Origin of the sequence: Frigoribacterium sp. ME-P-080 (genome assembly GCF_030209595.1) — a bacterium.
In the GTDB taxonomy this organism is placed as follows: domain Bacteria; phylum Actinomycetota; class Actinomycetes; order Actinomycetales; family Microbacteriaceae; genus Frigoribacterium.
In genome coordinates this window covers 148,016-163,918 of sequence record NZ_JARVRR010000004.1, presented here as the reverse complement: position 1 = coordinate 163,918, position 15,903 = coordinate 148,016, and the positions used below count along the sequence as shown (strand labels likewise).

The 15,903-nt window shown below is 71.7% G+C and carries 17 protein-coding genes; 7 read left to right on the top strand and 10 right to left on the bottom strand.

Going from position 1 to position 15,903, the window contains the following annotated elements; translation table 11 throughout:
- Positions 1 to 69: 69 nt before the first annotated feature.
- The 3 genes from QRN23_RS09355 to QRN23_RS09345 form a co-directional block, all read right to left on the bottom strand.
- Entirely contained in the window at positions 70 to 618 is a 549-nt protein-coding gene (locus QRN23_RS09355) for a MerR family transcriptional regulator (protein WP_056047373.1), read from the bottom strand.
- Positions 619 to 772: 154 nt separating this feature from the next.
- On the bottom strand, positions 773 to 1,471 hold the full coding sequence (ftsR, locus tag QRN23_RS09350; RefSeq protein ID WP_056045008.1) for a transcriptional regulator FtsR: 699 nt from the start codon (positions 1,469 to 1,471) through the stop codon (positions 773 to 775).
- Positions 1,472 to 1,473: 2 nt separating this feature from the next.
- A complete protein-coding gene (locus tag QRN23_RS09345; RefSeq protein WP_056045006.1) occupies positions 1,474 to 1,962 on the bottom strand; it encodes an FHA domain-containing protein in 489 nt (162 codons plus the stop codon).
- A 232-nt stretch (positions 1,963 to 2,194) separates the two neighbouring features.
- Between QRN23_RS09345 and QRN23_RS09340 the strand changes: the two genes are divergently transcribed.
- Positions 2,195 to 3,685, top strand: a complete 1,491-nt coding sequence (locus tag QRN23_RS09340; protein WP_285063383.1) for a S1C family serine protease — start codon at positions 2,195 to 2,197, stop codon at positions 3,683 to 3,685.
- A gap of 60 nt (positions 3,686 to 3,745) precedes the next feature.
- On the opposite strand, the gene QRN23_RS09335 is transcribed toward QRN23_RS09340, so the two are convergent.
- The 4 genes from QRN23_RS09335 to QRN23_RS09320 all read right to left on the bottom strand — a co-directional run bounded on the left by QRN23_RS09335 (position 3,746) and on the right by QRN23_RS09320 (position 6,834).
- Positions 3,746 to 4,723 (bottom strand): NUDIX hydrolase, encoded by a 978-nt coding sequence (locus tag QRN23_RS09335; RefSeq protein WP_285063382.1) that lies wholly within the window; start codon positions 4,721 to 4,723, stop codon positions 3,746 to 3,748.
- A gap of 209 nt (positions 4,724 to 4,932) precedes the next feature.
- Positions 4,933 to 5,319 (bottom strand): VOC family protein, encoded by a 387-nt coding sequence (locus tag QRN23_RS09330; RefSeq protein ID WP_285063381.1) that lies wholly within the window; start codon positions 5,317 to 5,319, stop codon positions 4,933 to 4,935.
- Between the two features lie 89 nt (positions 5,320 to 5,408).
- On the bottom strand, positions 5,409 to 6,356 hold the full coding sequence (locus QRN23_RS09325) for a J domain-containing protein (protein WP_285063380.1): 948 nt from the start codon (positions 6,354 to 6,356) through the stop codon (positions 5,409 to 5,411).
- Positions 6,357 to 6,426: 70 nt separating this feature from the next.
- Positions 6,427 to 6,834, bottom strand: coding sequence for a TIGR02611 family protein (locus QRN23_RS09320; protein ID WP_285063379.1), 408 nt, complete (start codon positions 6,832 to 6,834; stop codon positions 6,427 to 6,429).
- A gap of 62 nt (positions 6,835 to 6,896) precedes the next feature.
- Between QRN23_RS09320 and QRN23_RS09315 the strand changes: the two genes are divergently transcribed.
- From QRN23_RS09315 to QRN23_RS09305, 3 genes are all read left to right on the top strand, one after another.
- Complete coding sequence (locus QRN23_RS09315) at positions 6,897 to 7,868, top strand: aldo/keto reductase (RefSeq protein WP_285063378.1); 972 nt, start codon at positions 6,897 to 6,899, stop codon at positions 7,866 to 7,868.
- A 13-nt stretch (positions 7,869 to 7,881) separates the two neighbouring features.
- Positions 7,882 to 8,745 (top strand): aldo/keto reductase, encoded by an 864-nt coding sequence (locus QRN23_RS09310; protein ID WP_056044995.1) that lies wholly within the window; start codon positions 7,882 to 7,884, stop codon positions 8,743 to 8,745.
- A gap of 73 nt (positions 8,746 to 8,818) precedes the next feature.
- On the top strand, positions 8,819 to 9,367 hold the full coding sequence (locus QRN23_RS09305) for a YbhB/YbcL family Raf kinase inhibitor-like protein (RefSeq protein ID WP_123570000.1): 549 nt from the start codon (positions 8,819 to 8,821) through the stop codon (positions 9,365 to 9,367).
- Positions 9,368 to 9,461: 94 nt separating this feature from the next.
- On the opposite strand, the gene QRN23_RS09300 is transcribed toward QRN23_RS09305, so the two are convergent.
- On the bottom strand, positions 9,462 to 10,466 hold the full coding sequence (locus tag QRN23_RS09300; protein WP_285063377.1) for an aldo/keto reductase family protein: 1,005 nt from the start codon (positions 10,464 to 10,466) through the stop codon (positions 9,462 to 9,464).
- A 121-nt stretch (positions 10,467 to 10,587) separates the two neighbouring features.
- On the opposite strand from QRN23_RS09300, the gene QRN23_RS09295 reads away from it, so the two are divergent.
- The 3 genes from QRN23_RS09295 to manD all read left to right on the top strand — a co-directional run bounded on the left by QRN23_RS09295 (position 10,588) and on the right by manD (position 13,698).
- Positions 10,588 to 11,466 carry an EI24 domain-containing protein gene (locus tag QRN23_RS09295; RefSeq protein WP_285063376.1) on the top strand — a complete coding sequence of 293 codons (879 nt, stop codon included), beginning with the start codon at positions 10,588 to 10,590 and terminating at the stop codon, positions 11,464 to 11,466.
- Positions 11,463 to 12,323 carry an aldo/keto reductase gene (locus QRN23_RS09290; protein WP_285063375.1) on the top strand — a complete coding sequence of 287 codons (861 nt, stop codon included), beginning with the start codon at positions 11,463 to 11,465 and terminating at the stop codon, positions 12,321 to 12,323. Before QRN23_RS09295 ends, QRN23_RS09290 begins: the two co-directional genes overlap by 4 nt.
- Positions 12,324 to 12,459: 136 nt before the next feature.
- Positions 12,460 to 13,698, top strand: a complete 1,239-nt coding sequence (gene manD, locus QRN23_RS09285) for a D-mannonate dehydratase ManD (RefSeq protein WP_056044985.1) — start codon at positions 12,460 to 12,462, stop codon at positions 13,696 to 13,698.
- A 31-nt stretch (positions 13,699 to 13,729) separates the two neighbouring features.
- On the opposite strand, the gene QRN23_RS09280 is transcribed toward manD, so the two are convergent.
- Together QRN23_RS09280 and QRN23_RS09275 are read right to left on the bottom strand one after the other, a co-directional pair.
- The gene (locus tag QRN23_RS09280) at positions 13,730 to 14,212 is read right to left on the bottom strand and encodes a VOC family protein (RefSeq protein WP_056044983.1); all 483 of its coding nucleotides are present in this window, start codon (positions 14,210 to 14,212) and stop codon (positions 13,730 to 13,732) included.
- 144 nt (positions 14,213 to 14,356) lie between these two features.
- Complete coding sequence (locus QRN23_RS09275) at positions 14,357 to 15,826, bottom strand: NCS2 family permease (protein WP_285063372.1); 1,470 nt, start codon at positions 15,824 to 15,826, stop codon at positions 14,357 to 14,359.
- Between the last annotated feature and the right edge of the window lie 77 nt (positions 15,827 to 15,903).

Here is a 15,903-nt window from a genome sequence, read left to right as displayed (position 1 = left end):
ACGAAGGCCCCGCACGATCTCGTGCGGGGCCTTCGTCGTGCTCGACCGCCACTCGCGGTCGAGGTGTGGTCAGCTGGCTCGGGTGCCGCGTCGCGCCGCGAGCTCGTCGGAGGGATCGGCGGCGGGGGTGCTGTCGATCTCGACGAGACTCGACTCGACCTCGCGGAGGACCTTGCCCACGGCGATGCCGAACACGCCCTGACCGCGGCTGACGAGGTCGATGACCTCGTCGTCCGACGTGCACAGGTAGACGCTCGCACCGTCGCTCATCAGGGTCGTCTGGGCGAGGTCGTTCACCCCGGCCTCACGGAGCTGGTTGACGGCCGTGCGGATCTGCTGGAGCGAGATGCCCGTGTCGAGGAGGCGCTTGACGAGTTTGAGGACGAGGATGTCGCGGAACCCGTAGAGGCGTTGCGAACCGGAGCCGGCCGCGCCGCGGATGGTCGGCTCGACGAGTTCGGTGCGGGCCCAGTAGTCGAGCTGGCGGTAGCTGATGCCGGCGGCCTTGGCCGCGACCGTACCGCGGTAGCCGCTGTCGGCGTCGTGCTCGGGCAGGCCGTCGGTGAAGAGCAGACCCAGCTCGTAGCGGGATTCCTCGGAGGAACCTGACTCACTCATGCTGTTGCCTTCCACGTTCTACTTCCGGAGCTCAACGTTCAACATCGGGTTGATGGTTGTACAGGACTCACGGTACCCACAACGGGGAGCTGCCTGGGCGACATTCGCATCGACGGGTCGGCGTGTCGAGGATATTCGCCCGGAGGGCAGACGTCTAGGCGTCGAGTCGCCCGAGAGCCGAGCGGACGAGCCCCGACCGGACGACGTCGACCTGCGCCGCGAGCTCACGCGAGAGCTCGGCGACCCGCGCCCGGGAGGCCGCGTCGTGCTTCCGGGCGAGTGGCGCGAGGGCCGTCTCGATGAGGCCGAGCTCGCGGTCGACCGAGGCCCGGACCGTCCGGAGGTGACGAGGCTCGATGCCCGACCTGCCCAGCTCGACCAGGGCCGACAACACCGAGATCGACTCGTCGCCGTAGTGCCCCGCCGACGGGAGGAGAGACGCGGAGACGGCCTCGTCGAGCAGGGCAGGCGTGGCGCCGGTCTCGCGGAGCAACTCGTCGCGACCGAGTCGCCGACCGTGGGTCAGGATCGAGACGGGCGCCGCCCCGGACGGGAGGGACGCAGGCCGGCCCGCGTCGAGGTCGGCGAGGTGTTGTCTGATGACCTTGAGCGGCAGGTAGTGGTCGCGCTGCAGACCGAGGATGAAGCGGAGTCGCTCGACGTCCGCCGGGGAGAACTTGCGGTAGCCGGACGGGGTGCGCACCGGGGTGACCAACTCGCGCTCTTCGAGGAAGCGCAGCTTGCTGTTCGACAGGTCGGGGAACTCGGGCTTGAGCCGTGAGAGGACCTGCCCGATCGTCAGCAGGTCGGACGGCCCGGTCTGCGACGACCGGGCGGTGGCGGTGCGGGGCACGACTACTTGATCGCCAGGTTCGCGAGGTCGACCCGCGATGCGTAGAACGTGAGGCGGAACTTGCCGACCTGGACCTCGGCTCCGTCGGAGAGCCGGGCCTCGTCGATGCGGACGCCGTCGAAGTAGGTGCCGTTCAGCGACCCGAGATCGCGCACGCTGAAGGTGCTGCCCTCGCGACGGAACTCGGCGTGCTTGCGGCTGACCGTGACGTCGTCGAGGAAGATGCCGGCCTCGGGGTGACGTCCGGCGACCGTGACGTCCGAGTCGAGGAGGAACCGGGCGCCGATGTTGGGGCCACGACGGACCACGAGCAGCGCGGAGCCCGAAGGCAGTGCGGCGACGGCGTCACGCTCGTCGGTGGACACGCCGCTCTCGAGAGCGGCCAGTTGCGCCTGGAACTCTTCGTTGAAGCTGAGGGTCGTGTCGACCTCGCGAGGGGCGCCGGGAGCGCGGTCCTGCTCGCCGGGTGCCGGGTTGGCGGGCTCTGCCATCGTGGACCTCCTTTGGCGTCCCAGCGTATCGGAACTCCGACCCTCGTCGGGAACCGATTTCGGGGACCGACCCCGCGGACGGCGGTGCGCGCGATGGTGAGGCGATCTCGGCTCCCTTCACCGCGCCTCCTCATGGGACTCCCCACCGCCTCACGGTCCGGTCATAGGGATCTCTTGGGGTCACGCCGTTCCATGGACCCCACGTCACCACCACCGCCACAGGAGGCACACCATGAACGACCGAGACGGCGACAACACGACCGGCACCCCGAACGACGCCACGCCCGTGACGCCCTCCCCGTCGACCGCCCCGCCTGCCGGCGAGGGCGTCGAGCAGCCCGCCGAGGCCGACACGCTCCCCCACGTCACCGGCGCGTCGGACGCACGCTACGCGTCGGCGGCTCCCACCTGGATGGCCCGCGACGACGCCCACCAGGCCTACGACGCGGCGGCCGGCGCGTCGACGGTGCGGGGTGGCGACGGCGCTGACGGCACGGTGCCCCCGGCCTTCGGCGGCGCCCCGAAGCCGCGCCGCTCGAAGAAGTGGCTCGCCATCACCGGCGCGGCCGCCGCCGTCGTCATCGTCGCGGGTACGGCGGGCGGCGGCGCCTACGCCGCCGGTCGCTCCGCCGGCACCGCGGCGGCCCAGGCGGCGAGCGAACGCCAGGCGCTCGAGCTGCTCCCCCAGCTCACGCGGCCGGGAGGTGGATCGAGCGACCCGGCATCGCCCTTCGGGGGTTCGAGCCCCCAGGACGGGTCGTCGCAGGACGGTTCGTCGCAGGGCACCTCGACCCAGACCAGCGCCACCGCGGCCACCGCCGAGGAGACGGCCGGCGTCGTGACCATCGTGTCGACGCTGAACTACGACGCCTCGTACAAATCCGCCGGCACGGGCATCATCCTGACCTCCGGAGGGCTCATCCTGACGAACAACCACGTCGTGCAGGGCGCGACCAGCATCCAGGTGACCGTCGAGTCGACCGGTACGACCTACACGGCCGACGTCGTCGGCACGGATGCCACGAACGACGTGGCCGTGCTGAAGCTGCAGGACGCGACGGGCCTCACCCCGGTGAGCTTCGACGCGTCCGGCGACGTCGCAACAGGGGACGTCGTCCACTCGACGGGCAACGCCGAGGGCACGGGCGACCTCGTCACCGCCCAGGGCACCGTCCTCGCCACGGACCAGTCGATCACGGTGCAGAGCAAGTCCGGATCGGGGACCGAGTCGCTGTCCGGTCTCATCGAGGTCGATGCGGACGTGGTGTCGGGCGACTCCGGCGGTCCCCTCCGCGACGGTGACGGCGACGTCGTCGGCATCGTGACGGCCGCCTCGCAGGGATCGTCGACGGTGACCGGCTACGCCATCCCGATCGACCACGCCCTGGCCATCGCCAAGCAGATCCAGTCGGGCACGGGGAGCCCGACCGTGCAGATCGGCCTGCCCGCCTTCCTCGGCGCGCAGATCTCGAGCACGGCGACCGGCACCGCGGGCGGCGTCACGATCGCCGGCACGGTCGAGGGCAGCGCGGCGGCGTCGGCCGGCCTGGTCGCCGGGGACGTGATCACCGCGATCGACGGCACGGCCGTGGCGGACGCGTCCGCACTCACCGCCGCGATCCAGGCGCACGACTCGGGTGACCAGGTCTCGGTCACCTGGACCGACACGACGGGCGCGTCCCACACCGCGACCGTCACGCTGGGCGACGGCCCCGCCGCCTGACCCGGGACCGGACGCGAACGGCCCGCTCCACCGACCGGTGGAGCGGGCCGTTCGCCCGTGTCAGTCGAGGCCGACCGCGCGGCGGAGGGCGCCTGGACGCACGAGGGTGGCCCCGAGGGCTTGGACCCGGTCGGCGAGGCCCCGGTCGGCGGTGACGACGACGACGCGCGGCGGCACGCCGGACACGTCCCGCAGGTCGTGCACGCGGGCCACGATCGCCGAGTCGCCGTCGGCCTCGGCCCGGACGACGGTCAGGCCGGGGAACGATCCACCGAGGGCACGGGCCTCGCCCTCGACCACGGCCGTCACGTCCGGCCACCGCCAGGTGGGCGCGCCGGGAGGCTCGCCGGTGGAGCCGTCCGCGAACGCCGCGGCGTCCGTCGGCGAGTCGTCGGCGTCCGGCCGACCCGTCGCCGCGGGGGTCCCGCCGCCACCGGGTGCGACGAGCGCCTCGGCCACTCCGTCCCGGGCACCCCGCGAGAGGGACTCCAGGAATCGGGTCGTGGCACCGACCCGATCGCGCCACCATCCGTCGGGACGTGAGCCGAGGACGTTCGCAACGTCGACGACGACGTGCACCCGGCCCCCGAGTTCGGATCGGAGCCTCGGCCACGACGCGGCGAATCCGGGATGGAGCGGGAGGTCGGCCACCTCGTCGACGGGCACCCAGCTCAGGGCGATACTCTCGGCGTCCGAGACGACGGGCTCGAACGGGCGCACGGCCCGGGCCACGACGGTCGTGTACGACCAGAAGCCGAGGTCGAGCTCGGCGGCGAACAGCAGGCGCAGCGCGTCGGCCGGCACGGCCGCCTCTTCGCCGCTCTCGCGCAGAGCGCCCTGGACCGCGCTCTCGTCGTGGTGGCGGGCTCCGCCGGGGAGCCCCCAGGTGCCGCCGAAGTGGCTCCAGTCGGCCCGGTGCTGCAACAGCACCCGGTCGTCCTGGTCGAGGACGAGCAGGCCCGCGGCACCGGCACGGCCCCAGAACCGACGCCCGTCGGGGGCCTCGACCCAGCCGTCCGCGGGCTCGTGCGTGTTCACACGGTCGAGCTTGCCACAGGGACGGGGAGGCGGTGGCCGCGTCGTGCGCAGGACGTCACGTCGACGGGTCGACCCGGTGGCGGGCGACCAAACCGATGGGTGCGGCAGTTCCGAAGGCACACCTGGGGCTGGCCCGGAACCCGATGTCGGGCCAGCCCTCCCCCGGGTCCGGCACCGCGCCTCCCCGGCTCGCGCGTCGGACCGGGCGATCAGGGCTGCTGGACGGAGAAGACGTTGCCCGCCGGGTCGGTGAACCAGGCGATGTCGGGGCCCAGGTCGACGCTGCGCCCCCGCATGACGCCCCGCTCGTCGGAGTACCCGCCGAGGTGGAGCGGTTCGAGGCCCCGCTCGGCCAGCTCGTCGAGGGCGGCGTCGACGTCGTCGACGACGAGGTTGAGGACGGTGTACGACGCGGGGACGTGGTCGGGCTTGCCGTACACGAACACCCACGCCGCGCCTCCCGGGAGGCGGAGGCGGAACATCTGACCGTCGACGAGGACCTCGATCTCGAGGCCGAGGACGTCGCGGTAGAAGGACGTGGCGGCCGCCACGTCGTCGACGCTGAACCCGGAGTAGCCGGACCGAGGACGGAACACGGGTGGCCCCTCTCTGACGCGGGACGGCCGACGGACGCCGGCGTCTCGCCCCCAGCGTGGACCCTGCCGGGCCCGGGCGCCAGCCCCGGTCAGATGAACCGGATGGCCTGCTGCAGCCGGGCCCGGACCTCGAAGACGTCCGAGATGCTCGTGCGGTCGCCGAGCTCGGGACCGTGACGCAGGACCTGCGGCAGCAGCGAGCGGCGCACGACCCAGGTGCCCCCGGCACGACGCCCGACCTTCTCGAGGGCGGGCCCGAAGTCGTCGTCGGGCACCACGATCAACTGGGCCGTGAACGACACGCGGGTCTCCCGTCGCACGGCGCGGGCCTGACGCGTGAGGTCGCGGACGGGCTCCTCGTCGGCAGGGATGCCCCGACCGACGAGCTCGCCGCGCGACACCTGCACCTCGCTGCCCCAGTCGGAGGACTGGATGGCGAAGAGGCCCGACGGCCCCAACACGACGTGGTCGAGCTTGCCCTCGCCCCCGGCGTCGACGTCGCTCCAGATGGTGAAGCCGATGCCGAGTTCGGTGACGGCCGCGACGGTGGCCTCTTCGGCCATCGCGTCGGCGAGCACGTGACGGATCTCGGGAGGCGCGCTCCGGACGAGGCGCTCGTCGTACGGATCGTCGAGCGGGACTCCCCGACCGACCCACTCGCGCATCAGGCCTAGGTAGCGCTCGCGGTTCGCACCACCGGGGTGGCCGTGCACCCGGGCCTTGGGCTTCGAATCGGTACGAGCCGGCTCCCGGGGCGGCGGTGACCAACCGGGGGCGCTCGAACCCGCGGACCGCGCGCTGCCCGAGGGGGCGGTGCTCCGGGATGCCGACCCCTGGTCGTAGGAGGCGCGGGCCTCGGGCGTGCCCACCTGCTGCCACGCGTGCTGCACGTCGCGGAACGCCTGCGCGGTGCCGCCGAGGTCGGGGTGGGTCTGGCGGGCCAGGCGTCGATAGGCGCGACGGAGGTCATCGGTCGACGCCGTCGACGGCACGCCGAGCACCTCGTAGGGCGTGGCGGAGGCGGGGCTGGGCGTCACGACGGCGACTTTACCGAACGTGCGCTGGACGTCCGACCGACGGCCGCCGGGACCGTGTGGGCCCTGTGCTTCACCGCGACGGGGCGGCCGAGGGCTTGACGCTCGACGCCCGCCGCGCCGACCGGGCGACCCGCCACGCCCGCCACCGGAGACGGGCGCGGCCGACGAGTCGACGCACCCACAGGGTGATGCGATGGGCGGCCGGGAACTCCGTGCCCAGCACGGCGACCCCGAGGAAGACGACGAGCCAACCGGGACCGGGCAGCGGGACCAGGACGAGACCGACGACGACGATCAGGGCTCCGAGCACCCCGACGCCGATCTTGTAGAGCAACCGGAGCCGAGGGTGCGCGTCGAGCCTCAGGCGCATCCTCGCGTGACCGTCGCGCAGGGCACGGCGCCGAGCACCGCGGTGCGGACCGGCCCCGCGACGCTCGTCGAGGGGCACGCCGTCCGGGCTCTCGGGCTGCTCGTCCATGACGGCGACGTTAGGGGGCGTTCCTGTGAGCAGCACGGCCCGGGAGGGGGTAGCCAGGGAACATGGATTACACACACCTCGGACGCACAGGGTTGTCCGTCTCACGGGCCGTCCTCGGCACGATGAACTTCGGGCCCCAGACCACGGAAGACGACTCCCACGCGATCATGGACCGGGCCCACGAGCTCGGCGTCAACTTCTTCGACACGGCCAACGTCTACGGCTGGGAGAAGGGCGAAGGCATCACCGAGCAGATCATCGGTCGGTGGTTCGCCCGTGGGGGCGGGCGACGGGAGAAGACCGTCCTCGCCACGAAGCTGTACGGCGACATGGGCGACTGGCCCAACGACGGCAAGCTCAGCGCCCTGAACATCCGTCGGGCGCTCGACGCGAGCCTGACGCGTCTGCAGACCGACCACATCGACCTCTACCAGTTCCACCACGTCGATCGCGAGACGCCGTGGGACGAGATCTGGCAGGCGATGGAGGTCGCGGTCCAGCAGGGCAAGGTCCTCTACGTCGGCAGCAGCAACTTCGCCGGCTGGCACATCGCGCAGGCCCAGGAAGCCGCCAAGACGCGTCACTTCAGCGGCCTCGTGAGCGAACAGTCGATCTACAACCTGATCGTGCGGGACGTCGAACGCGAGACCCTGCCCGCCGCCCGTCACTACGGTCTCGGGATGATCCCGTGGTCGCCGCTCAACGGCGGTCTGCTCGGCGGCGTCATCGAGAAGACCGAAGAGGGCTCACGACGACTCGAGGGGCGGAGCGCGGAGTACGTCGCCGAACACCGCGACCAGCTCGAGGCCTACGAGGCGTTCGCCCGCGAGTTGGGCCACGCGCCCGGCGAGGTCGCCCTCGCCTGGCTGCTGCACCAGCCGGGCGTCACGGGGCCGATCACGGGCCCGCGGACCATGGCACAACTGGAGTCGGCGGTCGCCGCCGTCGACGTCGAGCTGGACGAGGCCGCGCTGGCGCGGCTGGACGAGATCTTCCCCGGGCACGAGACGTCGCCCGAGGACTACGCGTGGTGAACCGGAGGACGACATGAAGACCAGGACAATCGGAGACGTGACGGTCAGTGCGATCGGCCTGGGCGGCATGCCCCTGTCGATCGAGGGCCGACCCGACGAGAAGCAGGGCATCGCGACCATCCACGCCGCACTCGAGCAGGGCATCACCCTGATCGACACGGCCGACGCCTACCACCAGGCGGGCAAGGACGAGGTCGGGCACAACGAATTGCTCATCGCCAAGGCGCTGAAGAGCTACCACGCCGACACCGACCAGGTGCTCGTCGCCACGAAGGGTGGACACCTCCGCCCCGAGGCGGGGGCGTGGGCGCAGAACGGCGACCCGGCCTACCTCAAGGAGGCCGCCAAGGCCTCGGCGAAACGGCTGGGCGTCGAGACGATCGGGCTGTACCAGTTCCACCGGCCGGACCCGGCGGTGCCCTACGCCGACTCGATCGGCGCCCTGGTGGAGCTGCTCGACGAGGGCGTCATCCGCATGGCGGGCATCTCGAACGCCACGCCCGACCAGATCCGCGAAGCGAACGAGGTGCTGGACGACCGACTCGTGTCGGTGCAGAACCAGTACTCGCCCGCGTTCCGGTCGAGCGAGGTGGAACTCGCGCTGTGCGACGAGATGGGCATCGCGTTCCTGCCGTGGAGCCCCCTCGGCGGCATCACGAACGCCGGTGAGCTCGGAGCGAAGCACGCCGTGTTCGCCGAGATCGCCAACGCCCGGCGGGTCACGCCGCAGGTGCTGACGCTCGCCTGGGAGCTCGCCAAGTCCGAACTCGTCATCCCGATCCCGGGGTCGACCCGACCGCAGACGATCATGAACTCGGCGACGGCGACGTCGATCAAGCTCTCGACCGACGAGATCCAGCGGCTCGACGCCGCCTGATCGCACACCCGGTGCGCCCGCCCCTCGGGGCGGGCGCACCGTCACGACCATCCCCGACGAACAGGAGACAGCCATGGCCGACGCCAACCTGACCCACCCCTACGACATCATCGGCATCGTGCCCGGGTTCGAGCTCTCGAGCACGGACCTCACCGACGGGGGTGAGCTGCAGCGCGCGCAGGTGAGCGGCATCATGGGCCCGGGCGGAGACGACGCCAGCCCCCAGCTGAGCTGGTCCGGCGCCCCCGAGGGCACCAAGAGCTACGCCGTGACGGTCTACGACCCCTACGCCCCGACGGGCTCGGGCTTCTGGCACTGGGCCGTGGCCGACCTCCCCGCCGACACGACGTCGTTGCCCTCCGGTGCGGGTGACGACCAGGGCTCGGGCCTGCCCGAGGGGGCCCTCCAGCTGAAGAACGACGGCGGGCTCGCCCGCTACGTCGGTGCGGCACCGCCCGAGGGCCACGGACCGCACACGTACTTCGTCGCGGTGCACGCCCTCGACGTCGAGAAGATCGGGGTGGACGAGACCGCCAGCCCGGCCTACCTCGGCTTCAACCTGCACTTCCACACGCTGGCCCGCGCGGTGATCTCCGCGACGTTCGAGGTCCCCGGGGCCTGAGCCCGGGGCCTGGGCGGTCGCACGCCGAGCCGACGCACGACGACGCCCCGCCACGATCTCGTGGCGGGGCGTCGTCGCGTCGGGCGACGGCCGATCAGGCTTCGCGGCCGGCCGGCATCTGCGTCTTGCGCGGGTCCGTCTCGGCGAGGCCGTCGAAGATCGACTCGATGCGCGACAGGACGTCCGCCTCGAGGGTGACGCCCGACGCCTTCGCGTTCGACTCGACCTGTTCGGGACGCGACGCCCCGATGATCGCCGAGGCGACGTTCTCGTTCGACAGCACCCAAGCCAGCGACAGCTGCGCCTGGGTCAGCCCCAGGTCGGACGCGATCGGCTCGAGCTGGGCCACGGCGTCGAGGACGTCGTCGCGCATCCAGCGTTCGATCATGCCCGCTCCGCCCTTCTGGTCGGTGGCCCGGCTGCCCGCGGGCAGCTCGGCACCGACGGTGTACTTGCCGGTCAGGACGCCCTGGGCGACGGGAGACCAGACGATCTGCGAGATGCCGAGTTCGGCCGAGGCCGGGACGACCTCGTCCTCGATGACGCGCCAGAGCAGGGAGTACTCGGGCTGGTTCGAGACGAGCTGGATCTTCAGCTCGCGAGCCAGGGCGTGCGCCTCGCGCAGCTGCTCGGCGTTCCACTCCGAGACCCCGATGTAGAGCACCTTGCCCTGGCGGACCAGGTCGGCGAAGGTCTCCATCGTCTCCTCGAGGGGCGTCTCGACGTCGTACCGGTGGGCCTGGTAGAGGTCGACGTAGTCGGTCTGCAAGCGCTTCAGCGACCCGTTGATCGACTCGGTGACGTGCTTGCGGCTGAGGCCCCTGTCGTTGTGGCCCTTGGGCCCGGTGGGACCGTAGACCTTGGTGAAGATCTCGAGCGACTCGCGCCGCTCGCCCTTCAGCGCCTCACCGAGCACCGTCTCGGCCTGCGTGTTCGCGTAGACGTCGGCCGTGTCGAACGAGCTGATGCCGACGTCGAGAGCCGCTCGGACGCAGCGCGTCGCCGTGTCGTTCTCCACCTGGGACCCGTGGGTGAGCCAGTTGCCGTAGGTGAGCTCGCTGACCTTGAGCCCGCTGTTGCCGAGGTACCTGAACTTCATGGACGACCTTTCTCGGTGGTGCCGCCTCGATGCGGCACGCCGTCGACGCTACGCGCCGCCCCCGCGCCGTGACGCGTCGTCCGACCGCACCCACGCCTCCGGCACTCGGTACGCTCGCCCCGTGTCGGTGATCGGGGAGTTCTTCGGCGGGGTGGGCCTGCTCGGCCGGGGCCTGCGCCTCTGGGCGACGTCCCCGCGGCTCATGCTGCTGGGCGCGGTGCCCGCCCTCGTCGTGGGTGCGGTCTTCGCCGCGGCCCTCGTGGGCGTGGGGCTCGCCGCCGACGACCTGGCCCGCACCCTGACGCCGTTCGCCGACGGGTGGCCCGAGTGGTCCCGCACCCTCGTGCGTCTCGGCGGAGCTCTGGCCGTCGCGGCCCTGGCCGTGCTGCTCGCGGTCGTCGCGTTCACCGCCGTCACGCTCCTCGTCGGCGATCCCTTCTACGAGCGCATCTGGCGTCGCGTCGAGGAGCGAGAGGGCGACCCGCCGGCCGACGTCGACCGGGGCTTCTGGCGCGGGCTCGCCCGGAGTGCCGGCGACTCGCTCCGACTGCTGCTGGCCACGGCCGGCGTGGGCGTCCTCCTGTTCGTCGGCGGGTTCGTCCCGGTGCTCGGCCAGACGGTCGTCCCCGTGCTCGGCGCCCTGACCGGCGGATGGTTCCTGGCGGTCGAGCTCACCGGGTACGCCTTCGACGCCCGGGGCCGCTCGCTCGCCGAGCGCCGCCGTGGACTCGCCGTCAACCGGGCGCGCACCCTGGGGCTGGGCACCGCCACCTACCTCCTGTTCTTCGTCCCTCTCGGGGCCGTGCTCGTGATGCCGGCCGCCGTCGCCGCGGCCACCCTGCTGGCCCGCGAGGTCACGACGGGCCCGACCACGGCGGGCCCGACCACGGCGGGCCCGACCACGGCGGGCCCGACCACGACGGGACCGAGCACGGCGGGCCCGAGCACGGCGGGCCTGGTCACACCCTCCCCGCGCGACGACTACCATCCCCCGGCATGACCACCCCCGCGACACCGACCAATCCCGCCGTCGCCCTGCCCGACGGGCGCGTCGTCCCGGCCCTCGGCCAGGGCACCTGGAACATCGGCGACGACCCACGGCGCCGCGCCGACGAGGTCGCCGCCCTGCGGGCCGGCCTCGACGCCGGCCTGACCATGATCGACACCGCCGAGATGTACGGCGGCGGGCGGTCCGAACAGCTGGTCGGCGAGGCGATCGCGGGCCGGCGCGACGAGGTGTTCCTGGTGAGCAAGGTGCTGCCGGGCAACGCCTCGCGCCGGGGCACGGTCGAGGCCTGCCACGCCAGCCTCGAGCGCCTGGGCACCGACCGCCTCGACCTCTACCTGCTGCACTGGCGGGGGCGCCACCCGCTCGCCGAGACCGTCGAGGCCCTGGAGGCGCTGGTCGCCGAGGGCGCGATCGGCGGCTGGGGCGTCAGCAACTTCGACGTCGACGACCTGCACGAGCTGCTCTCGGTGCCCGGTGGCCAGAACGTCCAGACGAACCAGGTCCTGTACAACCTGGCCCGTCGCGGACCCGAGTTCGACCTGCTGCCCTGGGCGCGCGAGCACGGCGTGCCGCTCACCTCGTACTCCCCCGTCGACGGCGGCGAGCTGCTCGGTCACCCCGTGCTCGAGCAGGTCGCGACCGATCTCGGCGTCTCGTCGGCGCAGCTCGCCCTCGCCTGGGTGCTGCGCCTCGTGCCCGACCTCATGGTCGCCGTCAAGGCGGGCACGGCCGGGCACACCCTCGAGAACGCGGCCGCACTGGCCGTCGACCTCGACGACCAGGCGTTCGTGCAGCTCGAGCGCGCGTTCCCCGCGCCGACGACCAGGGTGCCGCTCGAGATGCGCTGACCCGCGCCTCCCGGGCTCGCCTCGCGCCCGCGCATGCGCCCGACGGGCTCGCCTCGCGCTCGCGCATGCGCCAGAGTGGAGGGACCAGCCCGGGTGACATCGACGTCACCCGGACGCGAGCTCCAGAGGACACCGCATGATCATCGACAGAGCCGACGTGATCGTCACCAGCCCCGACCGCAACTTCGTGACGCTGAAGATCACGACCTCCGACGGCGTGACCGGCCTCGGCGACGCCACCCTGAACGGGCGCGAACTCGCCGTCGTCGCCTACCTGACCGAACACGTCGTGCCCCTGCTGATCGGGCGCGACCCGGCCCGCATCGAGGACACCTGGCAGTTCCTCTACCGCAGCGCGTACTGGCGGCGAGGGCCGGTCACGATGGCCGCCATCGCCGCGGTCGACGTCGCCCTCTGGGACATCAAGGCCAAGGTCGCCGGCCTGCCCCTCTACCAGCTGCTCGGCGGAGCCTCGCGCACGGGGTTGCTGACCTACGGCCACGCCTCGGGGAAGGACCTCGAGGAGCTCTTCGACAGCGTCCGAGACCACCAGGAACAGGGCTACAAGGCCATCCGCGTGCAGACCGGGGTGCCCGGCCTGAAGTCGATCTACGGCATCGCCTCGAACGCCACCTTCGACGCCAACAGCGGCGTGCGCTACGACCACGAGCCCGCCCAACGCGGGGCCCTGCCGAACGAGGAGGACTGGGACACCCGCTCGTACCTGCGGCACGTGCCCACCGTGTTCGAGGCGGTGCGGAACGAGTTCGGCCCCGAGATCCCCCTGCTGCACGACGGTCACCACCGCATGACGCCGATCCAGGCGGCGAGGCTCGGCAAGAGCCTGGAGCCCTTCGACCTCTTCTGGCTCGAGGACGTCACCCCGGCCGAGAACCCCGAGGCCCTGCGACTCGTCCGGCAGCACACGACGACCCCGCTGGCCATCGGCGAGATCTTCAACACCGTGTGGGACTACCAGCAGATCATCCGCGAGCAGTTGATCGACTACGTCCGCAGCGCCGTCACGCACACGGGCGGCATCACCCACCTCAAGAAGGTGCTCGAGTACGCCTCGCAGTACCAGATCAAGTCCGGCATGCACGGTCCGACCGACATCTCACCGGTCGGCATGGCGGCCGCGATGCACCTCGGACTCGCGATCCACAACTTCGGCATCCAGGAGTACATGAAGCACGGCGCGAGGACGGACGAGGTCTTCGAGCAGAGCTTCACGTTCGAGGACGGCATGCTGCACCCGGGTGAGCAGCCCGGCATCGGGGTCGAGCTGGACGAGCGGGCCGCCGCGGCGTACCCCTACGCGCAGGCCTACCTGCCCTACAACCGCCTCGCGGACGGGACCGTCCACGACTGGTGACGAGGAGGCGCGGCGCGGGCGAGCGCGTCGGTCACCCCTCGTAGGCCGCCGCCAGCTCGGCGATGACCAACCGCGTCATGCCCATCATCGCGGTCATGGCCCGGGCGGCGCCCTCGGGGTCGGGCCCGCCGAGGTAGCGGTCCATCACCGACGGGACGACCTGCCAGGAGAAGCCCCAGCGGTCCGTCACCCAGCCGCACCGCCCCTCCTGTCCGCCGTCGGCCGCGAAGGCGTCCCAGTAGTGGTCGAGCTCGTCCTGGGACTCGACCGAGATCGAGAACGACGTGGCCTCGGTCGGCCTCGGCCCTCCGTCGCCGCCGTTCAGCAGGCGGTAGGGCTGGCCGTCGAGTTCGAGGTCGACGACGAGGGCCTGACCGGCCATCGCTTCGTCGGGGAAGTCGTCGGGATAGCGCGACACGTCGGTGACGCGCGACGACGGGAACAGGGTGACGTAGAAGTCCGCTGCGGTCTCGACGTCACGACCGAACCAGAGCGTGGGGGTGATGCGGGGCATGACGCGCCTCCTCGGGGTGGGCAGGCGGCGCCGTCGCCGCCTGCTGCCGGTCAGCGTACTGCGGAGCGGATCGCCGCACGAGGCCTCACGACGTGCCGCGCGCCCGGAACGCCGAGCGGCACGTCGTGACGTCCCGGTGGACGCCTAGCCGATCATCGCCTCGATCGGGCCGCGCACGAAGTAGACGAGGAACCCCGCCGCGACGATCCAGAGCAGCGGGCTGATCGTGCGCGCCCTGCCCGCGAACGCCCGCACGACAACCCAGCTGACGAAGCCGACGCCGATGCCGTTCGCGATCGAGTAGGTCAGCGGCATGGTGATGATCGTCAGGAACACCGGCAGGGCGACCGAGAAGTCGGTCCAGTCGATCTGGCTGATCTGAGACACCATGAGCGCGCCGACGATCACGAGCGCCGAGGCGGCGACCTCGAGCGGGACGACCTGGGTCAGCGGCGTGAAGAACATGGCGAGCAGGAACAGCGCACCGGTGACGACCGAGGCGAAGCCCGTCCGGGCGCCCTCACCGATGCCCGAGGCCGACTCGACGAACACGGTGTTGGACGACGAACTCGTCGCACCGCCCGCGACCGCGCCGACGCCCTCGACGATCAGGGCCGAGCGGAGGCGGGGGAAGGTGCCGTCGGCGTCCGCGACGTCGCCGGCCTTGGCCAGGCCGGTCATCGTGCCCATGGCGTCGAAGAAGTTGGTGAAGACGAGCGTGAAGACCAGCATGACCGCCGACAGCACGCCGATGCGGGCGAAGGCCCCGAAGCTGAACTGGCCGACCAGCGAGAGGTCGGGCAGGGCCACGATCTGGGTGGGCAGCACGGGGGCGTTGAGGTTCCAGTCGTCGAGGTTCTGGCCGTTCGACGGCGGCACCTGGAAGATCGCCTGCAGGGCGATGGCGATGACGGTGGACGCGACGATGCCGATGAAGATCGCCCCCCGCACCTTGCGGGCCATCAGCACGCCGATGACGAGCAGGCCGATGACGAAGGTGATGGTCGGGAGGGTCGCCACCGAGCCGGAGTCACCGAGCTGCAGCGGCGGCGACGACGTCCCGCTGGTGCGCACGAAGCCCGAGTCGACCAGGCCGATGAACGCGATGAACAGGCCGATGCCGACCGTGATCGCGGTCTTGAGCGCTGCGGGCACCGCGGTGAAGATCATGCTGCGCAGACCGGTCACGGCGAGGATCGTGATGACGAGCCCGTTGATCACCACGAGACCCATGGCCTCGGGCCAGGTGACGTCCTGCACGACGTTGACGGCCAGGAACGAGTTGATGCCGAGTCCGGCGGCGAACGCGAACGGGAGGCGCGCGACGGTTCCGAAGAGGATCGTCATGACGCCCGCGGTGAGGGCCGTGACCGCGCCCACCTGACCGTTCTGCAGCCAGTTGCCGGCGACGTCCTTGGCGGCCTGGTCGGCGCTGAAGCCGCCGAGGATCAACGGGTTCAGGATGACGATGTACGCCATCGTGACGAAGGTGACGACGCCGCCCCGGATCTCGCGGGCCCAGGTCGAGCCGCGATGGGTGATCTCGAAGAACCGGTCGAGGGTGCCCCCGACTCCGGGTCTCGGCGGGGTGGTGACGGGGGCGTTCGTGGCCATGGCGATGCGTCTCCGGTGAGATCGGATGTCGAGGGGGAAGAGAACAGGATAGGGCGTGCCCAGGGTGCACCCAGCAA